Annotated in this window: 21 protein-coding genes, 2 tRNA genes and 1 pseudogene; 12 read left to right on the plus strand and 12 right to left on the minus strand. The window is 66.4% G+C overall.

Annotated features, from left to right (window positions below):
• Positions 1–20: 20 nt before the first annotated feature.
• The 3 genes from AB0L58_RS12265 to AB0L58_RS12275 all read right to left on the minus strand — a co-directional run bounded on the left by AB0L58_RS12265 (position 21) and on the right by AB0L58_RS12275 (position 1,124).
• Positions 21–737 (minus strand): response regulator transcription factor, encoded by a 717-nt coding sequence (locus AB0L58_RS12265; protein ID WP_364385378.1) that lies wholly within the window; start codon positions 735–737, stop codon positions 21–23.
• Positions 738–932: 195 nt separating this feature from the next.
• Positions 933–1,006 (minus strand) — tRNA-Pro (locus AB0L58_RS12270).
• A gap of 44 nt (positions 1,007–1,050) precedes the next feature.
• Positions 1,051–1,124, minus strand: a tRNA-Gly gene (locus tag AB0L58_RS12275).
• A gap of 525 nt (positions 1,125–1,649) precedes the next feature.
• Between AB0L58_RS12275 and AB0L58_RS12280 the strand changes: the two genes are divergently transcribed.
• Positions 1,650–2,603, plus strand: a complete 954-nt coding sequence (locus AB0L58_RS12280; protein WP_364385381.1) for a GGDEF domain-containing protein — start codon at positions 1,650–1,652, stop codon at positions 2,601–2,603.
• A gap of 112 nt (positions 2,604–2,715) precedes the next feature.
• Here the strand turns inward: AB0L58_RS12280 and AB0L58_RS12285 are convergent, their stop codons facing one another.
• The 5 genes from AB0L58_RS12285 to AB0L58_RS12305 form a co-directional block, all read right to left on the minus strand.
• Entirely contained in the window at positions 2,716–3,651 is a 936-nt protein-coding gene (locus tag AB0L58_RS12285) for a PDR/VanB family oxidoreductase (protein WP_364385384.1), read from the minus strand.
• Positions 3,648–3,842, minus strand: coding sequence for a hypothetical protein (locus tag AB0L58_RS12290; protein ID WP_364385387.1), 195 nt, complete (start codon positions 3,840–3,842; stop codon positions 3,648–3,650). Before AB0L58_RS12290 ends, AB0L58_RS12285 begins: the two co-directional genes overlap by 4 nt.
• On the minus strand, positions 3,839–4,918 hold the full coding sequence (locus AB0L58_RS12295; protein WP_364385390.1) for an aromatic ring-hydroxylating dioxygenase subunit alpha: 1,080 nt from the start codon (positions 4,916–4,918) through the stop codon (positions 3,839–3,841). Before AB0L58_RS12295 ends, AB0L58_RS12290 begins: the two co-directional genes overlap by 4 nt.
• A gap of 97 nt (positions 4,919–5,015) precedes the next feature.
• Positions 5,016–5,759: an IclR family transcriptional regulator gene (locus AB0L58_RS12300; RefSeq protein WP_364385393.1), complete on the minus strand. Its 744-nt coding sequence runs from the start codon at positions 5,757–5,759 to the stop codon at positions 5,016–5,018.
• Between the two features lie 12 nt (positions 5,760–5,771).
• Positions 5,772–6,227: a MarR family transcriptional regulator gene (locus AB0L58_RS12305; RefSeq protein ID WP_364385396.1), complete on the minus strand. Its 456-nt coding sequence runs from the start codon at positions 6,225–6,227 to the stop codon at positions 5,772–5,774.
• A gap of 194 nt (positions 6,228–6,421) precedes the next feature.
• Here AB0L58_RS12305 and AB0L58_RS12310 point away from each other — a divergent pair, with 194 nt between their 5' ends.
• Genes AB0L58_RS12310 through AB0L58_RS12330 form a run of 5 tightly spaced genes read left to right on the plus strand, consistent with a single transcriptional unit; the run spans position 6,422 to position 10,618 of the window.
• Positions 6,422–6,766 (plus strand): aldehyde dehydrogenase family protein, encoded by a 345-nt coding sequence (locus tag AB0L58_RS12310; RefSeq protein ID WP_364385399.1) that lies wholly within the window; start codon positions 6,422–6,424, stop codon positions 6,764–6,766.
• Positions 6,767–6,801: 35 nt separating this feature from the next.
• Complete coding sequence (locus AB0L58_RS12315) at positions 6,802–7,725, plus strand: SDR family NAD(P)-dependent oxidoreductase (RefSeq protein ID WP_364385402.1); 924 nt, start codon at positions 6,802–6,804, stop codon at positions 7,723–7,725.
• A complete protein-coding gene (locus AB0L58_RS12320; protein ID WP_364385404.1) occupies positions 7,722–8,597 on the plus strand; it encodes an amidohydrolase family protein in 876 nt (291 codons plus the stop codon). Before AB0L58_RS12315 ends, AB0L58_RS12320 begins: the two co-directional genes overlap by 4 nt.
• A complete protein-coding gene (locus AB0L58_RS12325) occupies positions 8,597–10,117 on the plus strand; it encodes a long-chain fatty acid--CoA ligase (protein ID WP_364385407.1) in 1,521 nt (506 codons plus the stop codon). Before AB0L58_RS12320 ends, AB0L58_RS12325 begins: the two co-directional genes overlap by 1 nt.
• Positions 10,118–10,159: 42 nt before the next feature.
• The gene (locus AB0L58_RS12330) at positions 10,160–10,618 is read left to right on the plus strand and encodes a MaoC family dehydratase (RefSeq protein WP_364385409.1); all 459 of its coding nucleotides are present in this window, start codon (positions 10,160–10,162) and stop codon (positions 10,616–10,618) included.
• A 168-nt stretch (positions 10,619–10,786) separates the two neighbouring features.
• On the opposite strand, the gene AB0L58_RS12335 is transcribed toward AB0L58_RS12330, so the two are convergent.
• The 3 genes and pseudogenes from AB0L58_RS12335 to AB0L58_RS12345 all read right to left on the minus strand — a co-directional run bounded on the left by AB0L58_RS12335 (position 10,787) and on the right by AB0L58_RS12345 (position 12,307).
• On the minus strand, positions 10,787–11,602 hold the full coding sequence (locus AB0L58_RS12335; RefSeq protein ID WP_364385412.1) for a DNA-formamidopyrimidine glycosylase family protein: 816 nt from the start codon (positions 11,600–11,602) through the stop codon (positions 10,787–10,789).
• Positions 11,603–11,651: 49 nt separating this feature from the next.
• Positions 11,652–11,747: pseudogene (locus tag AB0L58_RS12340) on the minus strand (Fpg/Nei family DNA glycosylase); the annotation flags it as partial.
• Positions 11,748–11,833: 86 nt separating this feature from the next.
• Positions 11,834–12,307, minus strand: coding sequence for a ribose-5-phosphate isomerase (locus tag AB0L58_RS12345; protein ID WP_364385415.1), 474 nt, complete (start codon positions 12,305–12,307; stop codon positions 11,834–11,836).
• A gap of 151 nt (positions 12,308–12,458) precedes the next feature.
• Here AB0L58_RS12345 and AB0L58_RS12350 point away from each other — a divergent pair, with 151 nt between their 5' ends.
• Positions 12,459–13,601: a M48 family metalloprotease gene (locus AB0L58_RS12350; RefSeq protein WP_364385418.1), complete on the plus strand. Its 1,143-nt coding sequence runs from the start codon at positions 12,459–12,461 to the stop codon at positions 13,599–13,601.
• Position 13,602: 1 nt separating this feature from the next.
• Here AB0L58_RS12350 and AB0L58_RS12355 read toward each other — a convergent pair whose 3' ends face one another.
• Positions 13,603–14,247, minus strand: coding sequence for a DsbA family protein (locus AB0L58_RS12355; RefSeq protein ID WP_364385421.1), 645 nt, complete (start codon positions 14,245–14,247; stop codon positions 13,603–13,605).
• A 181-nt stretch (positions 14,248–14,428) separates the two neighbouring features.
• On the opposite strand from AB0L58_RS12355, the gene AB0L58_RS12360 reads away from it, so the two are divergent.
• From AB0L58_RS12360 to AB0L58_RS12380, 5 genes are all read left to right on the plus strand, one after another.
• Complete coding sequence (locus AB0L58_RS12360; RefSeq protein WP_364385424.1) at positions 14,429–15,652, plus strand: FAD/NAD(P)-binding oxidoreductase; 1,224 nt, start codon at positions 14,429–14,431, stop codon at positions 15,650–15,652.
• A 97-nt stretch (positions 15,653–15,749) separates the two neighbouring features.
• Entirely contained in the window at positions 15,750–16,151 is a 402-nt protein-coding gene (locus AB0L58_RS12365; RefSeq protein WP_364385427.1) for a YciI family protein, read from the plus strand.
• Positions 16,152–16,156: 5 nt separating this feature from the next.
• Positions 16,157–17,389, plus strand: a complete 1,233-nt coding sequence (locus AB0L58_RS12370; protein ID WP_364385430.1) for a DUF6596 domain-containing protein — start codon at positions 16,157–16,159, stop codon at positions 17,387–17,389.
• 225 nt (positions 17,390–17,614) lie between these two features.
• Positions 17,615–19,120, plus strand: coding sequence for an alpha/beta hydrolase (locus AB0L58_RS12375; RefSeq protein WP_364385433.1), 1,506 nt, complete (start codon positions 17,615–17,617; stop codon positions 19,118–19,120).
• Between the two features lie 957 nt (positions 19,121–20,077).
• A complete protein-coding gene (locus AB0L58_RS12380; protein WP_364385436.1) occupies positions 20,078–20,554 on the plus strand; it encodes an NUDIX domain-containing protein in 477 nt (158 codons plus the stop codon).
• Positions 20,555–20,854: the final 300 nt, after the last annotated feature.

The raw sequence follows: 20,854 nt of genomic DNA on the forward strand, positions 1-20,854 counted from the left end.
ATTCCACACCCGGCGCCGACTCACGAACGCCCGCCGCCGCGCCGCAGGGTGTAGCCGACACCGCGAATGGTATGGATCAGCGGCGGATTCTGGGCATCGACCTTGCGCCGAAGCTGGCTGATGAAGGTCTCCACGACCCGCCCGTCGCGCCCGGTCTCCGTACTCCACACCCGATCGATGATCTGCTGCTTGCTGACCACCTTCTCGGCATTGACCACCAGATATCGCAGCAGACTGAATTCGGTGGCCGACAGCCGGATCTCGGCGCCCGCACGATAGGCCGCATGCGCATCGAGATCCAGTTCCAGGTCCGCGTATTCGAGTACCCGATCGTCGCCGGACTCCGATCCGAGCGTGCGGCGCAGAATCGCGCGCAATCGCAGCAGGACCTCCTCGATGCTGAACGGCTTGGTGACATAGTCGTCACCACCGGCGGCCAGCCCGGCGATCCGATCCTCTACTGCGTCCCGGGACGTCAGGAACAACACCGGCACCTGACTGTCGGACTCCCGCAGCCGCCGCGCCACCGCATAGCCATCCAGATCCGGCAGCATCACGTCCAGTACCACGATGTCGGGCGGATGCGCCGCGGCCTCGGCGAGCGCGGCGTACCCGCTCGCGGCGGTATGCACGTCGAATCCGCTCATCCGCAGTGCGGCGGAGAGCAGGTCGAGAATGTTGGGCTCATCGTCGACCACGAGAACGGTCGCGGCCGGTGATGTGTCGCGGTCGGGCACGGCTACACACTATGCCGCATTGTCCACCCGGCCGGCGGAGCGATCGCATCGGCGGAGATTTCGCTCGAATCGGCCGCGCCGGCTATCCTGCCGCATCGCACCAGCACCTCGCCTGGCTACATCCGGGACCTACTCCCGAAGCGCGGAACACCGCCCACCACAACCGAACCCGGCCTGTGGGCATTGGAACTCTTGTCGGGGTGACAGGATTTGAACCTGCGACCCTCCGCTCCCAAAGCGGATGCGCTACCAAGCTGCGCTACACCCCGTGACCTCGCGGCGAAAGACCGTGCCGACGAGGATGAATCCTGCGTGGAGCGGGTGACGGGAATCGAACCCGCACCATCAGCTTGGAAGGCTGAGGTTCTACCATTGAACTACACCCGCAGGCATACGACATCTGATGGGATCGCCACGATGTCGTGTGCGAACCGACTGTACCGAATCAGGCGTCGGGAACGCCAATCAGCCCCCCATCGAACCGCTCAGCGGGGCCCTTGCCGGGCAGACCTGACCGCAATCCCGACCGCCTACGGTAGCCGATGGCTATTACTAATCGGGTCGAGCCGCCCCCGGACCAGAAAACCGCCCGTTTCGGCGTGCTGTCGGCGTGTCGGTCCGCGACATCCCGGCGAACGAAATTGATGTGTAACGCCGATGACGCGGGAGCGATGTCATACCCGATCGCCATTCGCGAGGTACCGATAACTCGTTATAAAACGGCGTTTTTCAGTGCCGAGTGGCTTGCTAGGATCCTTTTTGCCGGACGGGGGTATCTGGAAAGGGGGCGGTGAGCGTGCACCAAGCGAGGTGGACACAACCGCGTAGCAGTGGGAACGATCGGGGTGGCGCCGGCACCTGCGTGAGAACAGGGCACCCGGGTACCGACATCACCCGTGGCGGGTGAGGACGATGGCTGCGGATACCGAGCCCCCCGTGGCGAAGATGGCGGGCGATTGGGCACGCGCGGTTTGCGCGGAACCGGGATCACACGCGTCACCACAACAGTTGCAGCCGGTATTGGTCGAGATCATCCAGCGGCTGCTGTTGCTGGCCAGGTCCGAGCCCTTTCCGGTGCCCGAGGCGCGGATGTTGGGGGCGCGACTGGTCGAGGCGCCGTTCGAACGGACCAGAATGCTGGCGCAGGCCACCCGCTGGCTGCTCGGCTTCCCGGCGGGGGCGCCGGGGTCGCTGGTCGCCACGCGCTGGCCGCTGGTCGCCAGTCAGGCCATCGACAGCTATGCCCAGGCATTGCAGGAGCGGGCGCTGGCCCAGCAGGAGCAACACATTTCGGCCGCGGTGTCGTTGCGGGTGCAGGAGATCGCCGCGCTCCAGCATCGGCTGCGGCACGAGGCCACCCATGACGCGCTCACCGATCTGGCCAACCGGACGCTGCTGCAGGACAAGGTGCGGCTGATGACGGCCGACCCGAACCGCGGAGTCGGCCTGCTGCTGATCGATCTGGACCGGTTCAAGCAGATCAACGACAACTACGGACACGCCGTCGGTGACGAGGTGCTCGTCGAACTGGCCCGTAGGCTGCGCGAGATCTGCCCCCCGGATACGGTCATCTGCCGCTACGGCGGTGACGAATTCGTGCTGGCCACCAACCCGCTGCACAACACGCTCGGCGAAATCGCGCATCGGATCGTGGCCGCGCTGCGGGATCCGGTGTGGTCGACGGCCGGTCCGGTGCCGGTTTCGGCCAGTGTCGGCACCGCCTACTGTCCGCCGGGCGACTCCTGCGATTTCACCGATCTGCTGCGTCGCGCCGATCGCGCGATGTATTCGGCGAAGACCGCGGGCGGGCGCCGCTTCGCCCTCGCCGATTCCGATAAACCCGAAATCAAGGCCGTAGCAGGCTGACCGGAGGAGTACAAGAAATCTCCTACCAGTGCTAGGAGTTCGGCCGGTTTCTGGACCTCGGTACCGGGGACCTGGACGCCAAGCATTCAGGGGAACATTTCGATAGCTGGGACTAGATGTCCAGAACCAGTCGCGGAGTGCGGGCGCGCGAGCAGCAGATCATCATCACGTCGGTGTCGTCCGGGGTGAGGATGCTGTCGCGATGGTCGGGGATACCGTCCAGCACAACGGTTTCACAGGTACCGCAGGTGCCTTCGCGGCAAGAAGACAACACTGCGATACCGGCCCCTTCGACGGCGTCTAGAACGGAGGTATGCGCCGGGATGCGCACGGTGAGACCGGATTGCGCGCATTCGACGTCGAAGGCGGTGTCGACCGCGCCCTCGGTCGGCTTCGGCGCGAACCGCTCGATATGCAGGGCATCGGCGGGCCAGGTTGCGGCGCAGTGACGTTCGACAGCGGCCAGCAGCGACTCCGGACCGCAGCAGTACACGAGGGCGCCCGGATCGGGTCCGGACAGGATGGCGTCGAGATCCAGCGGGCCGGTCTCGCTCTGCGGACACACCTCGATCGGCCCGAGCGCCGACAGTTCAGGCAGGTAGGCCATGCTCGCGCGGGTGCGGCCGCCGTAGTGCAGGCGCCACTGGCCACCGCGTCCCGCGACGGTGCGGATCATCGGCAGCAGCGGTGTGATTCCGACACCACCGGCGATGAACCGATAGCGTTGCGCGTCCCGGAGCGGGAAGTTGTTGCGGGGACCTCGGATTCGCAGACATTCGCCTACGGTCAGCCGGTCGTGGATGTAGGCCGATCCACCACGGCCGCTCGCCTCGCGCAGGACCGCGACGGTCAATCGGCCGTGATCGTCGGGATCACCGCACAGCGAATACCGGCGCACCAGATCCGGGCGCAGGATCAGGTCGATATGGGCGCCCGGCTGCCATTTCGGGGTGTGCCCGTCGGTCACAGCGAGGGTGAGTTCGACGATGCCCTCGGCGAGGGTGCGGCGGTCGGTGACGGTGACGGTGAATTCCGGTTCGGCGGTCATCTTCCGGCGCCGATCAGCGTCGCGGGCCGCGGATCGGACGTCTGGTCGCGATGACCGCCGGGGTGGGCGAGCAACCACTGCCAGATCTCGATCGGATCATCGGCGATCCTGGTTGCGCCGCAATGGCATCGGCCGAAGAGTTGGTCGCTGCCCGGGAACCACTGCACGCGGTGACAGTCGGTCGCGGTCATGCCCGGGTTGCCTCGGTCCTGGTGAGTTCGGCGATCAGCCGACGTGCCGCCAGCGCGCCGGTGTCGATATTGATCGACAGCTCCTGATAGGTGCCCCCGGCGCGTTCCTCCGCGGCGATGACCTCCTCGACCAGGTTCAGTGCCACCACATCCTGCATCACCACGGTGTGATTGCTCTTGTACAGGTAGTCGGTCACGTCCTGGTCATCGATCGCGAAATCCCTGGCCACCATCCAGAAGTCGTGTACCGAACGCTCGGTTTCCGGAGTGAGGGCGTACACGATCTCGGTGTGGCACGCACCGGGATCGGTGTCGGCGCCGCGGCCGGGCAGGTAGCCGTCGGGCGGATAGTTGCCCTGCGGCGCGACGCGGCTGTGCAATCGGTACAGACACGGCGGCTGGAACTCGATGTCCTGCCAGCGGGTGATGCGCCCGGTGATACCCGTCGAACCGGCATAGAACGGCGGGCATTCGGCATCGTCCATGTGCCGGCTCACCCGCACGACACCGGCCGCCTGGTCGACCTCGGTGCTGATCGGCGTCGCCGCGACCTCGGGTGTGCCGATATAGCCGCCGTGCAAATAGGTTTCGTGGGACAGGTCCATCAGATTGTCCATCAGCAGCGCATGCCTGGCCCGAATGGTCTCCAGACCGCGGACAGTGGTCCAGCCCTCCTGCACCAGCCACGGTGCGCGCGGGATCGCCGCCGGGTCGGCCAGTACGTGGTCGCCGATCCACACCCAGACGAACGAATCCTGTTCCACCACCGGATAAGACGCGACACGGGCGGTGCGGGGAATGCGGGTCTGTGCGGGCACCGCGACACAGGCACCGGTGCGGTCATAGGTGAAGCCGTGGTAGCCGCAGACGACACGGTCATCGACCAGCCGCGACTGCGACAGCGGGTAGCGGCGGTGGATGCAGCGGTCGGACAGTGCCACCACTGTGCCGTCCTCGGTCCGGTAGAACACCAGTGGCTCGTTGCAGATGGTTCGCGCGAACAGGTCGCGATCGATCTCCTGGCTGTAGGCGGCCACATACCACTGGTTGCGGGCGATTGCGGTTGTCGGGCTCATCGGAATGCTCCTGAAATGTGCTCCCCCGAGCGGGCTGTGCGGTCCATCGTGTGGGCCAGCGGCACGTGAACCAAGACACACTTCCGTCGAACGGAAGTCAGTGCCCGACACCCAGCTGCCGGGTAATGCCGTGGGCCGCCGTGCGCACCGCCGGAGCCCACATGGCGCGGCGGGAGTCACCGGCCGGTACGACTATCGACAGCGCCGCCGCGACCTGGCCGTCCGAACCGAAAATCGGTGCGGCGACGGAATATCCGTCGAGAGTCACCTGCCCGTCACTGATCGCGACCCCGGTGCGGCGCACCTCGGCCAGTGCCCGCCGCAGCGCATCGGGCGTACTGATCGTCTTCGTGGTGAATACCGCGAACGGCCGGTCGGCGATCTTGTCCACGATCTCGGCGGGAGCGTAGGCCAGGATGGCCAGCCCTACGCCGGTCGCGTGCATCGGCCAGCGTGCCCCCACTCGGGTGCGCACGAATACGGCATCGCGACCGGCGAGGAATTCGACATAGACCACCTCGGTGCCGTCGCGGACCGCCAGCTGCACGTTCTGGTGCGTCGCCTCGTACAGGTCCTCCATGAACGGCAGCGCGACATCACGAATGGGCCTGGCGCGTGGGCAGAAGGAGGCGATCTCCACCATGCGCAAACCGATCTGATACCCGCCGCTCGGGGCCCGATCCAGCGCACCCCACTGCACGAGATCGACGACGTGACGGTAGACAGTGGTCTGCGGTAGACCGGTGCGCTCGGCCAGTTCCGACAGCTTCAACACCGGGTGGGCGCTGTCGAACGCCTCCAGCAGCACCAGTGCGCGCGCGAGCACCGACGACTGGGTCATGGCCGCGGCCGGTCAGGACAGCGCATGCCAGGCTCGGACCAACGCCGAGCGGAAATCGTCGGCCTGCTCGGCCGTCATCCCGCTGATCATCTGCTGTTCCACCGCGTCGACCGCGTCGGCGACATCGGCCAACAACCGCCGCCCGGCCGGGGTGAGGTGGATCAGCAGTTCGCGCCGGTTGTATGCGTTGCGTTCGCGCGCGATGAGTCCGCGACTTTCCAGGGCACGGACCACATCGGCGACGGACTGTGCCGTGACGAAGGAATCCCGCGCCAACTGCGCGGCCGGTAAGCCGTCGTGACGCTCGAGCACCGTCAGCGCGGTGTACTGCAACGTGGTGATCCCGACCGGGCGCAGCAGCTCGTCCAGGCGCGCCCGCACCGCCAGCTCGACCCGCTTCACCGCGTACAGCAGCGAGGTGTGGCTACGCGGTCGGCTTGCGGACGCATTGGCTTCCGACATCGTCATCAACCTCTCCTCACCGGCGACGTCGCGGGCGTCGAACCGGACGTTCGACGAAATCGAGAATAGATCATTGACAGGAATCCTGTCATTGGTGGATAGTGGCCGACATCACTAAAACCATCAGGTTTCCTGTTGATGAGAGCGAGCGTCAGGCGCGTCTCGGCCACGGCCGGAATCGTCGGACGGAACGAGGAAGCATGAGCACGAACGACAGTCACGTCTACGGACAGCTGTTCATCGATGGCACATGGCGCGACTCCGCATCGGGTGGCCGCGGCGAGGTGCTGGACCCGTCGACCGGCCGGGTCATCGGCAGCGTCGCCGACGCCGACCGCACCGACGTCGACGATGCGCTCGCGGCCGCACGTGCGGCGTTCATCGGCGCCGAATGGGCCGGTCGCGGGCCGACTCGCGCTGGTCGACGAGCGCAGCGGACGGCTGCCGATCGACAAGCTGATCACCCGGTACCCGTTCGACGATATCGGCCGGGCCGTGGCGGATATGACCTCGGACAAGGCGATCAAACCGTCCTCATCTTCTGAGACTGTCGACAGCGCTTTCGAAAGGAATATTGCATATGGATCTCACCGGCAAAGTCGCCATCGTCACCGGCAGCGGACAAGGTCTCGGCCTCGCCTACGCCAAGGCTCTGGCCGGCGTCGGCGCGGCGGTCGTGGTCAACGATGTGGCCGCCGACCGCGCCGAGAAGGCCGCCGCCGAAATCGCCGAAGCGGGCGGTCGAGCGCTCGCCGTGCCCGTCGCCGTCGGTACCACCGAGGCCGCGCGGACACTCGTCGCGGCGGCCGTCGACGCGTTCGGGCGACTGGATGCGATGGTGACCAATGCGGGCATCCTGCGCGACAAAGTGTTGTGGAATATGTCCGACGACGACTTCGACGCGGTCATCCACGTCCATCTGCGCGGCACCTTCACCTGCGTGCGGGAAGCGGTCAAACACTTCCGTGCAGCCGGACACGGCGGGCGGGTCGTGCTCGCCGGATCCCCCGCCGGTCAGCGCGGTAATTTCGGTCAAACCAACTATGCGGCAGCAAAAGCCGGTATCGCGGCGATGGCACGCACGTGGGCGATGGAATGCGCGAAGGCCGAAGTCACCGTCAACGCGATCATCCCCAATGCGGCCACCGCGATGACCGAGACAATTCCCTTCCTCGCCCCCTACGTCGAGGGTATGAAGAACGGTGCGCCCATCCCCTCGGTGGTGCGCCGCGCCGCCTCGTTCGGCACCCCGGAGGATGTCGCCGGACTGGTGGTTTTCCTCGCCTCCGACGCATCCGCCTCTATCACCGGCCAGTGCCTCGGCATCGGCGGCGACCGGCTATCGCTCTGGTCGCATCCGCGCGAAATCCGCAGTGCCTTCCGCGACGGCGGCTGGAGCGCCGACGCGATCGCCGAAGCATTCGATTCCGCCATCGGTGAGCAGCTCGAAACCTACGGCATCCCGCTGCCCAAGATCCCGACGACCGCGCAGCAGCTGTCATGAGCCTCGACCTGGACCAGCTCGTCGCGATCGACGTGCACACGCACGCCGAAACCGATGGCTGCGGCCACTATTCACTACCCGACCAGCTCCGGGCGGGCGCCGAGGACTACTTCGGCACCGAATCGGGTCCGCCGACCATCGACGAGATGGCCGCCTACTATCGGCAACGCCGCATGGCCGCGGTCGTCTTCACCGTCGACGCCGAATCCGCACTCGGCCACCGGCGGATCAGCAATGACGACATCGCCACCGCGGCCGCCGCACACCGCGACGTCCTCATCCCGTTCGCCAGTATCGATCCGGCCAAGGGCAAGGCGGGACTGGCCGAAGCCCGGCGACTCGTCGTCGAGCACGGGGTTCGTGGCTTCAAATTCCATCCGAGCGTGCAGGCGTTCCGGCCCGACGATCGCGCCGTCTACCCGCTCTACGAGACCATCAGCGAACTCGGGGTGCCCGCCCTGTTCCATTCCGGTCAGACCGGAATCGGATCGGGACTCCGCGGTGGCGGTGGCATCCGACTCAAGTACTCCAACCCGATGCTGCTCGATGACGTGGCGGTCGACTTCCCCGATCTGACCATCATCATCGCGCATCCGTCGTTTCCCTGGCAGGACGAAGCGCTGGCCGTGGCCACCCACAAACCCAATGTCTATATCGATCTGTCCGGGTGGTCACCGAAATACTTCCCGCCGCAACTGGTCAAATACGCCAACAGCCTGCTCAAACGAAAGGTGCTGTTCGGCTCCGACTTTCCGCTCATTTCCCCGGATCGGTGGCTGACAGACTTCGCGCAACTCGATATCAAAGACGAGGTCCGTCCGCTGATCCTGCGCGAAAACGCCATCACCGCATTGGGATTGAGGCCGACGTGATGGACCAGGGAATCGGCTCGTGGCCGCGTCGGCGGGCCCGGATGGAGCCCGATGCCGTCGCTTTGATCCAACAAGGCCGGCGGGTCGACTACGCCACCCTCGCCCGTCGCGTCGACGCCCTGGCCGCAACCCTCGCCGATTTCGGCGTCGAGGCGGGCGACCGGGTCGCCTACCTCGGACACAACGACATCGCGACCTTCGAAACCCTCTTCGCCACGGTGCATCTCGGTGCCATCTTCGTCGCGCTCAACACGCGGCTCACGGCACCGGAGATCGCGGGCCTGCTCGACGATTCCACCCCAACGGTATTCGTCATCGGTGCCGACACCGAAGCGGTTGGCATCGATGCGCTCGCACGGAGCTCCACCGCTCCCCGACTGCTTCATCCGGGCGAGGAGTACGAGCACGCGATTACCGAGCACGCCGGACGAACACCACCCGCCCGTGCGGTCGGACTCGACGATCCCGCATTGATCCTCTACACCTCTGGCACTACCGGCCGCCCCAAGGGCGCGGTGCTGACCCACGGCAATATCGTCTGGAACACTCTCAACCAGTTCGCCCATTTCAGTCTCGGCCGCGACGATGTCAGCCTGTGTTCCGCGCCGCTGTTCCACGTACTCGGACTGGGGCAGATCACGCTGCCGACGCTCTACGTCGGCGGAACCGTCATTGTCATACCGAAATTCGATCCCGCCGAATTCCTGGCCATCATCGAGCACCGGAGGGCCACGGCTTTCCCGCTCGCCCCGACCATGCTGAAAATGCTGTGCGAGGCGCCCGAGTGGGAGACCACCGATCTGTCGAGCGTGCGCTGCGTCGCCTTCGGCGGCTCCCCTGTCCTCGAACATGTGGCCAAGGCGTGGCTGGACCGCGGCATCCAAGCCCTACAGGGCTACGGTATGACCGAGGCAGCACCCGGCGTGCTCATGGCACTGCGCCACGGCGCCGATGCACATCCGGTATCCGCGGGTGTGCCGCATTTCTTCACCGACGTCGCGCTGCTCACCCCGACCGGCGAGATCATCGAAGGTCCGGGTCAGGGCGAACTGCTCGTCAAGGGCCCCAATGTCTTTGCCGGATACTGGCAGCGACCCGATGCCACCGAGCAGGCGTTCATCGACGGCTGGTTCCGCACCGGCGATATCATCCGCATCGACGAGGACGGCTGGGCGTACATCGTCGACCGCGTCAAAGACATGATCATCTCCGGTGGCGAGAACATCTACCCCGTCGAGGTCGAAGCGGCGATCGCCCGCCTGGACGGTGTCGGCGACTGCGCCGTGGTCGCCGTGCCGGACGAACGCTGGGGTGAGGTCGGATTGGCGTTCATCGTCGTCCGCGCCGGTCACGTCGTCGACGAAGACACGATTCGCGCCCATCTCGAAGCACATCTCGCCCGATACAAGATCCCGAAGTTCTACGTCTTCCGAGAGCAGCTGCCGCGCAACGCCCTCGGCAAGATCCAGCGCCTGCCGCTGCGCGACGAGGCTCGCCGACTCCGCGATTCGGCACCGTAAATCTCTACCCCGCAACAGTATTCACGAAGGAGCACGGCCACCATGGCGACCACCGTCGACAATCCCACCGACCTACTCGACCTCATCGGCACCGACCTCGGCAGCAGCGACTGGATCGAGATCCCGCAACGCGATATCGATATGTTCGCCGCCGCCACCCATGACGAGCAGTGGATCCACGTCGATGTCGAACGCGCGAAGACGGGCCCTTTCGGTGGCACCATCGCGCACGGCTATCTGACCCTGTCGCTGCTCATCCCGCTCTGGTCGCACCTACTCGTCATCGAAAACCGTGGCATGGCAATCAATTACGGCCTCAACAAGGTCCGCTTCCCAGCCCCCGTCCCCGCCGGTTCGAAGGTTCGCCTCACCGCCACCCTCACCGATGCCACCGACCTCGGCGACGGCGCGGTCCAGGTCACCGTCGACGCGGTCATGGAGCGCGAAGGCGCCGACAAACCGGTATGCATCGCCCAGATGGTGCACCGCTACTACCGGTAGCGCTGCGTAGGCCTGACACGGCCGACGGCCGGGGTACCCAGCGATCCGCAGTTTCGTCGACGACCGAGCTGGGCCGGATCCACAATCCAGCACCGCCGCGAAATCATGTACTCCCACAGGCTGCCGGTTGCTCGGATTCGACTGGGGCGCAATACGACCGGCACCGGCTCAGTTGGCCTGACAAGTGGGGCACCAGAAGAGGTTGCGACCCTCCAGCACACCGTGCGCGACGGGGGTGCCGCAGATGCGGCAGGGCGCGCCGGGACGGCGGTAGACGTAGGTGCGTGGGCGGTCGGGCGTGTAGGACGGTTCGCCGTGGTCGTGTTCGGGCCGAACGACGACCATCTTGCCGACCCGCACGCCCACCCGCATCAGCGCGACCAGATCGGTCCACATCGCGTCCCATTCGTCGGCGGACAGCGCGGTACCCGGTCGCTGTGGCGAAATACCGTGCCGGAACAGCAGTTCCGCGCGATACACATTGCCGACACCGGCGAGCACCTGCTGATCCATCAGCAGTGCGCCGATCGGTCTGCGCGAGCGATGAATTCGCCGCCAAGCCCGTTCGGGATCGGCGCCGCGCCGCAGTGGATCCGGGCCGAGCCGCTCGGTCAGCGCCGTCACCTCCGCTCGGGTGTACACCTCGCACGCGGTCGGGCCGCGTAAGTCGGTGCCGTACCAGCGATCATCGGCCGACGCGTCACCGACGATCCGCATCCGCACCTGTCCGACCGGCTCGCCCATCGGCAGCGGCACCTCGGTGAACACCCCGTACAGCCCGAGGTGCACATGGACTATCAGACCCGACTCGTAGTGGTGCAGTAGGTGTTTGCCCCACGCCTCGGCCTTGGTGAGCACCTGACCGTCGACGCGCGCGGCCCCGGCGGCGAACTTGCCCTGCGGGCTGGAAACGCGCACCACTCCCCCGGCGAACCGCCGCTGATGTAGTCGCGCGAGCCGATGTAGCGTGTGGCCCTCAGGCATCGAAGGTCGAAATCCTTTCCGGTCCGCCGACGCGCGCGGCTGGGGCGGCGAACCGCTGCTTCGAGCTCGAAACGCACACCGCATTGCCCGCGAAGCCCCGTTGCCGCAGCCACGCAAGGCGCTGCGGTGTATTGCCCTCAGGCATCGAAAATAGCGATCCTCTCCAGTCCGCCGTCCCGCATCCGCGGTGGCTCGGCTTGCGAGACGGCGGTTTTCGCCAAATGCTCTGCGTCAGGAGGCCGGAAGCGCCGGGGCCACACCGGTCTTCTCGTACTCGGCCAGAATGTCGATGCGACGCTGGTGGCGCGGCTCCTCGGACCATTTGGTCGAGACGAACGCGTCCACGATCGCCAGCGCCTCCTCGGTGGAGTGCATGCGGCCGCCGATGCCGATCAGCTGGGCGTTGTTGTGCTCACGGGCCAGCTGGGCGGTTTCCACACTCCAGGCCAGGGCGCAGCGGGCGCCGGGCACCTTGTTCGCGGCGATCTGCTCACCGTTGCCGCTGCCGCCGAAGACCAGGCCGAGGCTGCCCGGATCGGCGACGGTGCGGCGGGCCGCCTCGATGCAGAACGCGGGGTAGTCGTCGAGTGCGTCGTATTCGAGGGCGCCGCAGTCGACGACCTCGTGGCCCGCCTGCTCCAGATGGGCCTTGACGTGATTCTTCAATTCGAAACCGGCATGGTCGGCACCCAGGTATACGCGCATGGCTGCGATTGTGTCAGGCGTGTTTCGCGGTGCCGCGAGAGGGCCGCGCGGCCACCATTAACACTGTTGGCCGCCACGGCGAATCGACTGATGTGCCACCCACGCCAACGGCACCGAACCTCGCCACCGGCAAATGAATAGAGTTCATCGCATGCAGCCGCACGACTCCCAGCCGCCCCAGCAGGCGGGCGGACCCGCCGATCCCTATCCCGCTCTGGGCGGATGGGCGCAGGTTCAGGACGCGACCGCCACACCGAATGAACCGCCCCGGTACCCGTCAACGCCGCAATACCCGTCGGCGCCGTATCCCGGAATCCCCACGCCCCAGTACGGACCCGCGTCGTATGGATACGGTGTGACTCCGGTTCCGCCGGGTACGCCCCCGCAGCGACAGCCGCGGGGCCTGTCTCCGTTCGGCATGCCCGCACGGCACCCATGGGAGATTCCACTGCTGGTCGTCGTCTGTGTGATCACCACGTTCGCGATGCTGATCGCGCTGGCGGTGTGCATCGATCTCGTCCTGGATGGCAAGCAGCCGAGCATCTACGTGATCATCCTGGTCTTCGCGCCGATCGTGGTCTGGTTCCTGCGCGGCATGGGCTACGCGTCCATGCGGGTCAACGGCGTCAAGATGTCACCGACCCAGTTTCCCGAGGGCTATCAGCTGGTGGTCGAGGCTGCGGCCCGATTCGGGATGGCCAAGGTGCCGGACGCCTACGTCGTGCTCGGCAACGGCCAGATCAATGCCTTCGCTTCCGGTCACGGCTTCCGACGCTATGTCGCGGTCTACAGCGATCTGTTCGAAATCGGCGGCGCCGCACGCGAACCCGAGGCCCTCGCCTTCATCGTGGGCCACGAGGTCGGACATATCGCGGCCGGGCACACCTCCTACTGGCGTCAGCTCGGCATGTTCGTGGCGCCGTCACTGCCGATCATCGGCAGCTCGCTGATCCGGTCCCAGGAGTACACCGCCGACAACCACGGCTACTGCAACCGGCATGTCGGAGCACCGGGGGCCATGGGCACTCTCGCCGCGGGCAAATACCTGAACAAACTGGTCGGCTTCGACGAAATGGCCGATCGGGCCGCGGTCGAGAAGGGCTTTTTCATCTGGATCAGCAATGCCATGTCCTCGCATCCGGTGCTGACCTGGCGGATGTGGGCCCTGCGCGACCGCAGCAGGCACGGCAAGCTGTTCTGGCGGCCGAGCCGACCGGCCGGTGCGCCACCGGCCGGTCCGTACCCGAGCAGCTACGGCGAGGTTCCGGCATTGCCGCCGAAGCCCGTGCCATAGGTCAGTCGAAGACCGGGTCCTCGGTCCTGGTCCGCTTCAGTTCGAAGAAGTGCGGGTAGTCGGCGAGCGTCACCGCCGCGTCCCACAGCTTCCCGGCCTGCTCGCCGCGCGGGATCCGCGACAGCACCGGACCGAAGAATGCCTTGCCGTTGATGTGGATGGTCGGGGTGCCGACATCCGGACCGACCTTGTCCATGCCCGCGTGATGGCTCTTGCGCAGCGCCTCGTCGAATTCGGCGCTCTCGGCGGCCGCGGCCAGCTCGGCGGGCAGGCCGACCTCGGCCAGCGAATCCGCGATCACCACGGCGAGGAATTCCTTGCGGGAGTCGCGCGCGTACTCCTCGCGACGGTTGTGGATGCGGGTGCCCATCGCGGTGTACAGCGGCGAGAGCACCTTGTCGCCGTGCTCCTGTGCTGCGGCGATGGCGACCCGAACCGGACCCCAGCCGGTGGCGAGCAACTCCTCGTACTGCGGAGGCAGCCCCTCCCTGCCCTCGTTCAGCACCGACAGGCTCATCACGTGGAAACGGGCCTCGATATCGCGTACCTGCTCGACCTCGAGGATCCAGCGGGAGGTGATCCAACACCAGGGGCACAGCGGGTCGAACCAGAAATCGGCAACGTTCTTGGTGGTCGTCTCGCTCACAGAGCTGTTCCTCTCCATCGCACGCTCGGAACGCGCGGATTCACCGCGCCACTCTCCGTGGCCAACCACGCGGACGCGCGATTCGTTCCCGGACCGGACGCCGATTTTCTCCAAAGCCGGCCCCGGGTCCCAGTAGGGTTGACACGCAGGCGTCCGGTTCCCTCCCGAAAAGGAGTCCGTTATGACCTCTGATCAGCGTTTCGTCATCGTCGGAGGCGGGCTGGCCGCGGCCAAAGTGGCGGAAGCACTGCGCGACAACGATTTCGCCGGAACCGTGACGCTGATCAGCGCCGAGGACTACCTGCCGTATGAGCGACCACCGCTGTCCAAGGAACATCTGGCCGGTAAGAAGTCGCTCGAGGAATTCACCGTCGATCCGGGCCAGTGGTATCGCGATCACCATATCGATGTCCGGCTCGGCACCGAGGTCGGCGCGATCGATCCGAGCGGGAAAACCGTGACGCTGCCCGATGGTTCGACGCTCGGCTACGACAAGCTCGCACTCGCGACCGGTTCGACACCGCGGCGCCTGCCGATTCCGGGTATGGACGCGCACGGGGTGTACACGCTGCGCACCATCGCCGATTCCGACAGCCTGATCGAGCTCTTCGGCTCGGCCCGCCGGCTGGTCATCATCGGGGCGGGCTGGATCGGGCTGGAGGTCGCCTCGGCCGCGCGCGCCGCCCAGGTCGAGGTCACCATTGTCGAATCGGCCGAACTGCCACTGTTGGCGGCCCTGGGACCGGAGATGGGGCGGGTCTTCGCGGATCTGCACCGCGACCACGGCGTCGACCTGCGATTCGGCGCGCAGGTCGAGGCGATCACCACCCATCGGGCGGAGACCGATCTGGCGACCGGCGTCCGGCTCGCCGACGGCACCGTGATCGAGGGCGACGCGGTGCTCGTCGCGATCGGCGCCCGGCCGAATATCGAACTGGCCACCGACGCGGGGCTGGCGACCGATGGCGGCGTACTCGTCGACGCGAGCCTGGCCACCAGTGACCCGAATATCGTTGCGGTCGGCGATATCGCCAGCGAACAGCATCCGCGGCTCGGGCGTCGAATTCGGGTGGAGCACTGGGCGAACGCGCTCAATCAGCCCGCCGTCGCGGCACAGACCATGCTCGGCAAATCGGCCTCCTACGACCGCCTGCCGTACTTCTTCACCGACCAATACGACCTGGGCATGGAGTACACCGGATTCGCCGCACCCGGTGAGTACGCGCGCGTGGTGGTGCGCGGTGATGTGGGCAAGCGTGAGTTCGTCGCATTCTGGCTCGACGGCGATAACCGGGTCTTGGCGGGAATGAATGTGAACGTCTGGGATGTGACCGACCGGATCAAGGAGTTGATCGGCCAGCAGGTCGACCCGGAACGGCTCGCCGATACCTCCGCATCACTGTGATGCAGATCACTATCGAGTGGGTGTCGAATCGGCGTCGCCAGCTCCGACCTGATCGCGAGCGCGCCGCACGGGCGCACCGCAGGCTGGGAGACCGGATATGAAATACATGCTGCTCAAGACCTATGGACCTGCCGCCAACTGCGACGTCCCGATCACCGAATGGACGCCGGAGGAGATCCAGGCGCATATCGACTTCCAGCGGGCCCTCGGCGCGGAGCTGGCCAAGTCCGGTGAGCTGGTCGACGCGCAGGGCCTGGCGGGCCCGGACGAGGCACGGCTGGTCAGCTCGGACGGGCGCGCCGCGCCGGTGATCACCGACGGGCCGTTCCCGGAGACCAAGGAGTTCCTGGCCGGATATTGGATCGTCGATGTGGAAAATCCGGAGCGCGCGTTGGAGATCGCCGCACAGGCTTCGGCGGCCCCCGGGCCGGGCGGTCAGCCGATCGGTGAGTACATCGAGGTGCGCGCGGTCATGGGTGCTCCGACGACCGAGCAATAGTTGCCATGCACGATGCACCGCCCATCGAGGACCTGTTGCGTGAACTCGCGCCGCAGGTCCTCGGCACCTTGGTACGCCGGTTCGGCGATTTCGACGCTGCCGAGGATGCACTGCAGGAGGCAATGCTGGCGGCGGCGACCCAATGGCCTGCCGACGGGTTGCCGGATAATCCGCGCGGCTGGCTGATCCAGGTCGCGCAGCGCCGGATGGCCGATGCGGTGCGCGCCGAGGTAGCTCGGCGGCGCAGGGAGACAACGGTTTTCGAGCGCGATGTGCCCGATACGGAAGCCGTCGACCGCGACGATACGCTCGCCATGTTCTTCCTCTGCTGCCATCCGGCGCTGTCGTCCGCGAGCGCCATCGCGCTGACATTGCGCGCGGTCGGCGGACTCGGCACGGCGGAGATCGCCAATGCCTTCCTGCTGCCGGAAGCAACCATGGCGCAACGAATTACCCGCGCGAAGAAGAAGCTGGCAACCCTCGACCGCCCGTTCGCCCAGCCCGGTGATGCGCAATGGCACGAGCGGCTCGGCGCGGTACTGCACGTGTTGTACCTGATCTTCAACGAGGGACACACCACCACCGCAGGACCCGACCTACAGCGAACCGACCTCTCCGCCGAAGCGATCCGCCTGACCAGGTCGATGCACCGGTTACTCCCCGACGACACCGAGGTCACCGGGCTACTCGCACTCATGCTGCTCACCGACTCCCGCCGGACCGCCCGTACCGGGGCGCACGGTGAACTGATCCCCCTCGCCGAACAGAACCGCGCACTATGGGACCGCGACCTGATCACCGAGGGCATCACATCGGCGACCAGCAGCCTCGCCTCGGGCCTCACCGGCCCCTATCAAATCCAGGCCGCAATCGCCGTACTACACGCGCAGGCGCTGCGCGCCGAGGACACCGACTGGCGCCGAATCCTGGCCCTCTACAACATAATCGAGCGCATCTCGAAGAACCCGATGGTCACCCTCAACCGGGCCGTCGCCACCGCCATGGTCCACGGCCCCACCGCCGGTCTAGAACTCGCCAACACCCTCGAAGACCAACTCGCTGGCAATCACCGCCTGGATGCCGTCCGCGGCCACCTATACGAAATGGCAGGCGATTTCCCCACAGCCATCGCCCACTACACCCGCGCCGCCAACCACGCGACCAGCCTCCCCGAACGCAACTACCTCACCCTCCGCGCCGCCCACCTCCACCACCACCCCTGCCCCCAGCAGGGGTAGTCCGAAGCCAGTCGCTGTGATCAATTCACTTCTACACAGCATGCATGCACTCGCCCGCCAACCGCGTGGCGCACCGTGGGCTATGCACACCTCGTGCACGTGGCGGGCCCAGGCGCCGTCCGGGCACATCGGCAAGACGCGGATGGCCCGGACAACGCCGGGGCCATACGGTTGATCTCGAGGTTGGAGTGAGCACGGATATCGGACAAATGGGATGTGGCATAGATGAGATCCATTGGCGCGCATGAGATTCGGCTGATGGCGATGATGGCATGCGGCGCGTTGCTTGCCGCGTGCACTGCCGGACAGGACGGGACGCGTGGGGAGCCGGACCTCGGCAAGTACTACAGCCAGCGCGTCGAGTGGGAATCGTGTGCCGGGTTCGAAGGCATGAAAGACGCCGGGGAGGATGTGCGGTGCGGACGGGTGCGGGTGCCCATCGACTATGACAAACCCGACGGCAATACCGCGCAGATCGCCGTTTCGCGGACGACCGCGCGGGCAGAACGGCTCGGATCGTTGGTCGTGATTCCCGGCGGTCCCGGCGAGCCCGGACTCGGCGTGCCCGCCTACTTCGGGAAATCTGGGCTCGGCGAGAAGTTCGACGTCGTCAGTTTCGACCCGCGCGGAATCGGTGCGTCCACCCCGCTGGCGCGCTGCGCCTCGCAGGAACAATTCGAGGCGAATCAGCTGCGCATGTTCACGGATATGTCGCCGAGTGGAATCGAGCGATCCGAGCAGGACAATCGTGACTACGTCGCGGAATGCGTCGCGAAGTCCGGCACCGAACTGCTCGGGCACCTCGGCACCCGGGAAGCGGTCCGGGACCTCGACATCATCAGGGCCGCGCTCGGTGCGGACCAACTCAACGCGCTGGGCGTCTCCTACGGTTCGCGAGTGGGGTCGAGCTACGCCGAACGCTTCCCCGGCAAGTTGCGCGCTCTCGTGCTCGACGCCTCGCTCGATCCGGCGGCCCGGATCATCGACCCCGTCCTGACCAATGCATCGTTGCAATCGGCGTTCCAGACGTATGCCGACAGCTGTGTCCGGGACGCCGAATGTCCGCTCGGAACCGATGCCGCCGGTGCGACCGCGCGACTGCGCGGGCTGCTCAACCCACTGCTGGATCGGCCCGCTACGACCCGCGACGGGCGCGGGCTGAACTATCTCAACGGCCTGTCCGCGGTGCTGAATTCGCTCTACGCCCCCGCGTTGTGGCCCAAGACCACCACTGGGCTGCGCGAGCTGTCCGGCGGCACCGGCGACACCCTGCTCGCGCTGTCGGACCTGTTCCGCGGGGCAGTCGACCGCTCGGCGCAGATGGCGACCCTCTGCCTCGACGAACCACGCACAACGGATCGGGCGAAGGCCGCCGAGGAAACCGAGCTCGGCCTCGCCGCCGCGCCGATCACCGATACCGGACGCTTCCGAGGTCAAGCGCCACTGGGTGTTTGCGCTTTCTGGCCGACACCGCCGACAAGCCAGCCGCACCAGATATCCGGAATCAACGGCCTGCCAAAGGTTGTCGTCGTCGCCACCACGGGTGATCCGGTAGCGCCGTATCAGGGCGGGGTGAAGCTCGCTCGCGCCCTGAACGCTTCGCTCATCACGAACGACGGCCAAGGGCACGGCGGATTCCTGCACGGAGTCGACTGTGTCGACAAACTTGTCCTCGCCTACTTCGAGCAGCTGACCGCGCCCGGCGACACCACCTGCCGCAAAGCCGGCTAGCAGACAGCCGGCCCGCGGCAAGCCAGCCAACGGCAAGCCAGCCAACAACAAGCCACAACGGCAAGTCGGCCAACAACAAGCCAGCCAACAACAAGCCGGCCAACGGCAAGCCAGCCAACAACAAGCCAGCCAACAACAAGCCGGCCAACGGCAAGTCGGCCAACAGCAAGTCGGCCAACAGCAAGTCGGCCAACAACAAGCCGGCCAACGGCAAGCCGGCCAACAACAAGCCAGCCAACGGCAAGCCGGCCAACAACAAGCCAGCCAACGGCAAGTCGGCCAACGGCAAGTCGGCCAACAACAAGCCGGCCCGCGGCAAGCCGGCCAACAGCAAGTCGGCCAACGGCAAGTCGGCCAACGGCAAGTCGGCCAACAACAAGCCACAACGGCAAGCCAGCCAACAACAAGCCGGCCCGCGGCAAGCCGGCCAACAGCAAGTCGGCCAACGGCAAGTCGGCCAACGGCAAGTCGGCCAACAGCAAGTCGGCCAACAGCAAGTCGGCCAACAGCAAGTCGGCCAACAGCAAGTCGGCCAACAGCAAGTCGGCCAACGGCAAGTCGGGCCCGGCAGTCCGCCGGGCCCGACTTGATCGAGCCGAGGCACCTCCCGCGACCGCGCGCTGGCGACATGTGTCGCTGCGCAGGCGCTGTCATTCGGCGAGACCGGGATCGCGAAGCAGGCCGACCACCGGACGCTGGTCGCGGGGCGCATCCGAGGAAACCGTTCGTCTTCAGCGACCACTCGGGAACGCGCGACGTACCGACCAGCCAATGCCGGAGCCGATGAGAGGAAATCTCTGGTGTCGAACCTTGACGTAGGCAAGTCCAAGGAATTGCGGGACAAGATCCAACCGATCTACGAGGAAATAGGCGCCTTGCTCGGTGCCGAGCATCCGGGGGCGCTGCGGGCGCCGTGTCTTGTGCGCCGAGGTGGCGGGAGACGGCAGACTGCTTGGTGTGGCAGGCAAATTCAGTGCGGGGATTCTGTTGTTTCGCCGGAACTCCGGTGATGTCGAGGTGTTGATCGGGCATATGGGTGGCCCGTTCTGGGCGCGCAAGGATGCGGGGGCCTGGTCGATTCCGAAGGGCGAGTACGAGCCGGAACACGAGAGTGCCGAGATGGCCGCGGCGCGCGAGTTCCTCGAGGAACTCGGGCTGCCGGTGCCCGAGGGCGAGCGGGTGCCGTTGGGCGAAGTCCGTTACGGCAGTGGCAAATCCACCAAGAACCTCACCGTCTGGGCCGTGGCGGGCGACCTCGACCCATCCTCAGTCGTGCCCGGCACCTTCGAAATGGAGTGGCCACCCAAATCCGGCCGCCTCGCCACCTTCCCCGAAATCGACCGCGCCGCCTGGTTCGACCTCCCCACTGCCCGCGAAAAGCTCAGCACCGGCCAACGCCCCTACCTCGACCGCCTAGCCGAACACCTCACCTAACCCCCTCCACCACCCCACCCGCCCAACGCCGACTACCCCACCCGCTCGGTCCCACCTGGCACCCCGTACGACAACCAGCCGCCCCACACAAACGGTGCCCGGCCTCGACACAGGGTGCCCGGCACCCGATACGTGCATCGCGCACCCCACTGGGCACCCGGTGCAGCAACCTGGCACCCCACACAAAGGTTGCCCGGTCTCGGCACAGGGTGCCCGGCACCCGATACGTGCATCGCGCACCCCACTGGGCACCCGGTGCAGCAACCTGGCACCCCACACAAAGTTGCCCGGTCTCGGCGC

The organism is Nocardia sp. NPDC052112 (genome assembly GCF_040680135.1).
In the GTDB taxonomy this organism is placed as follows: domain Bacteria; phylum Actinomycetota; class Actinomycetes; order Mycobacteriales; family Mycobacteriaceae; genus Nocardia.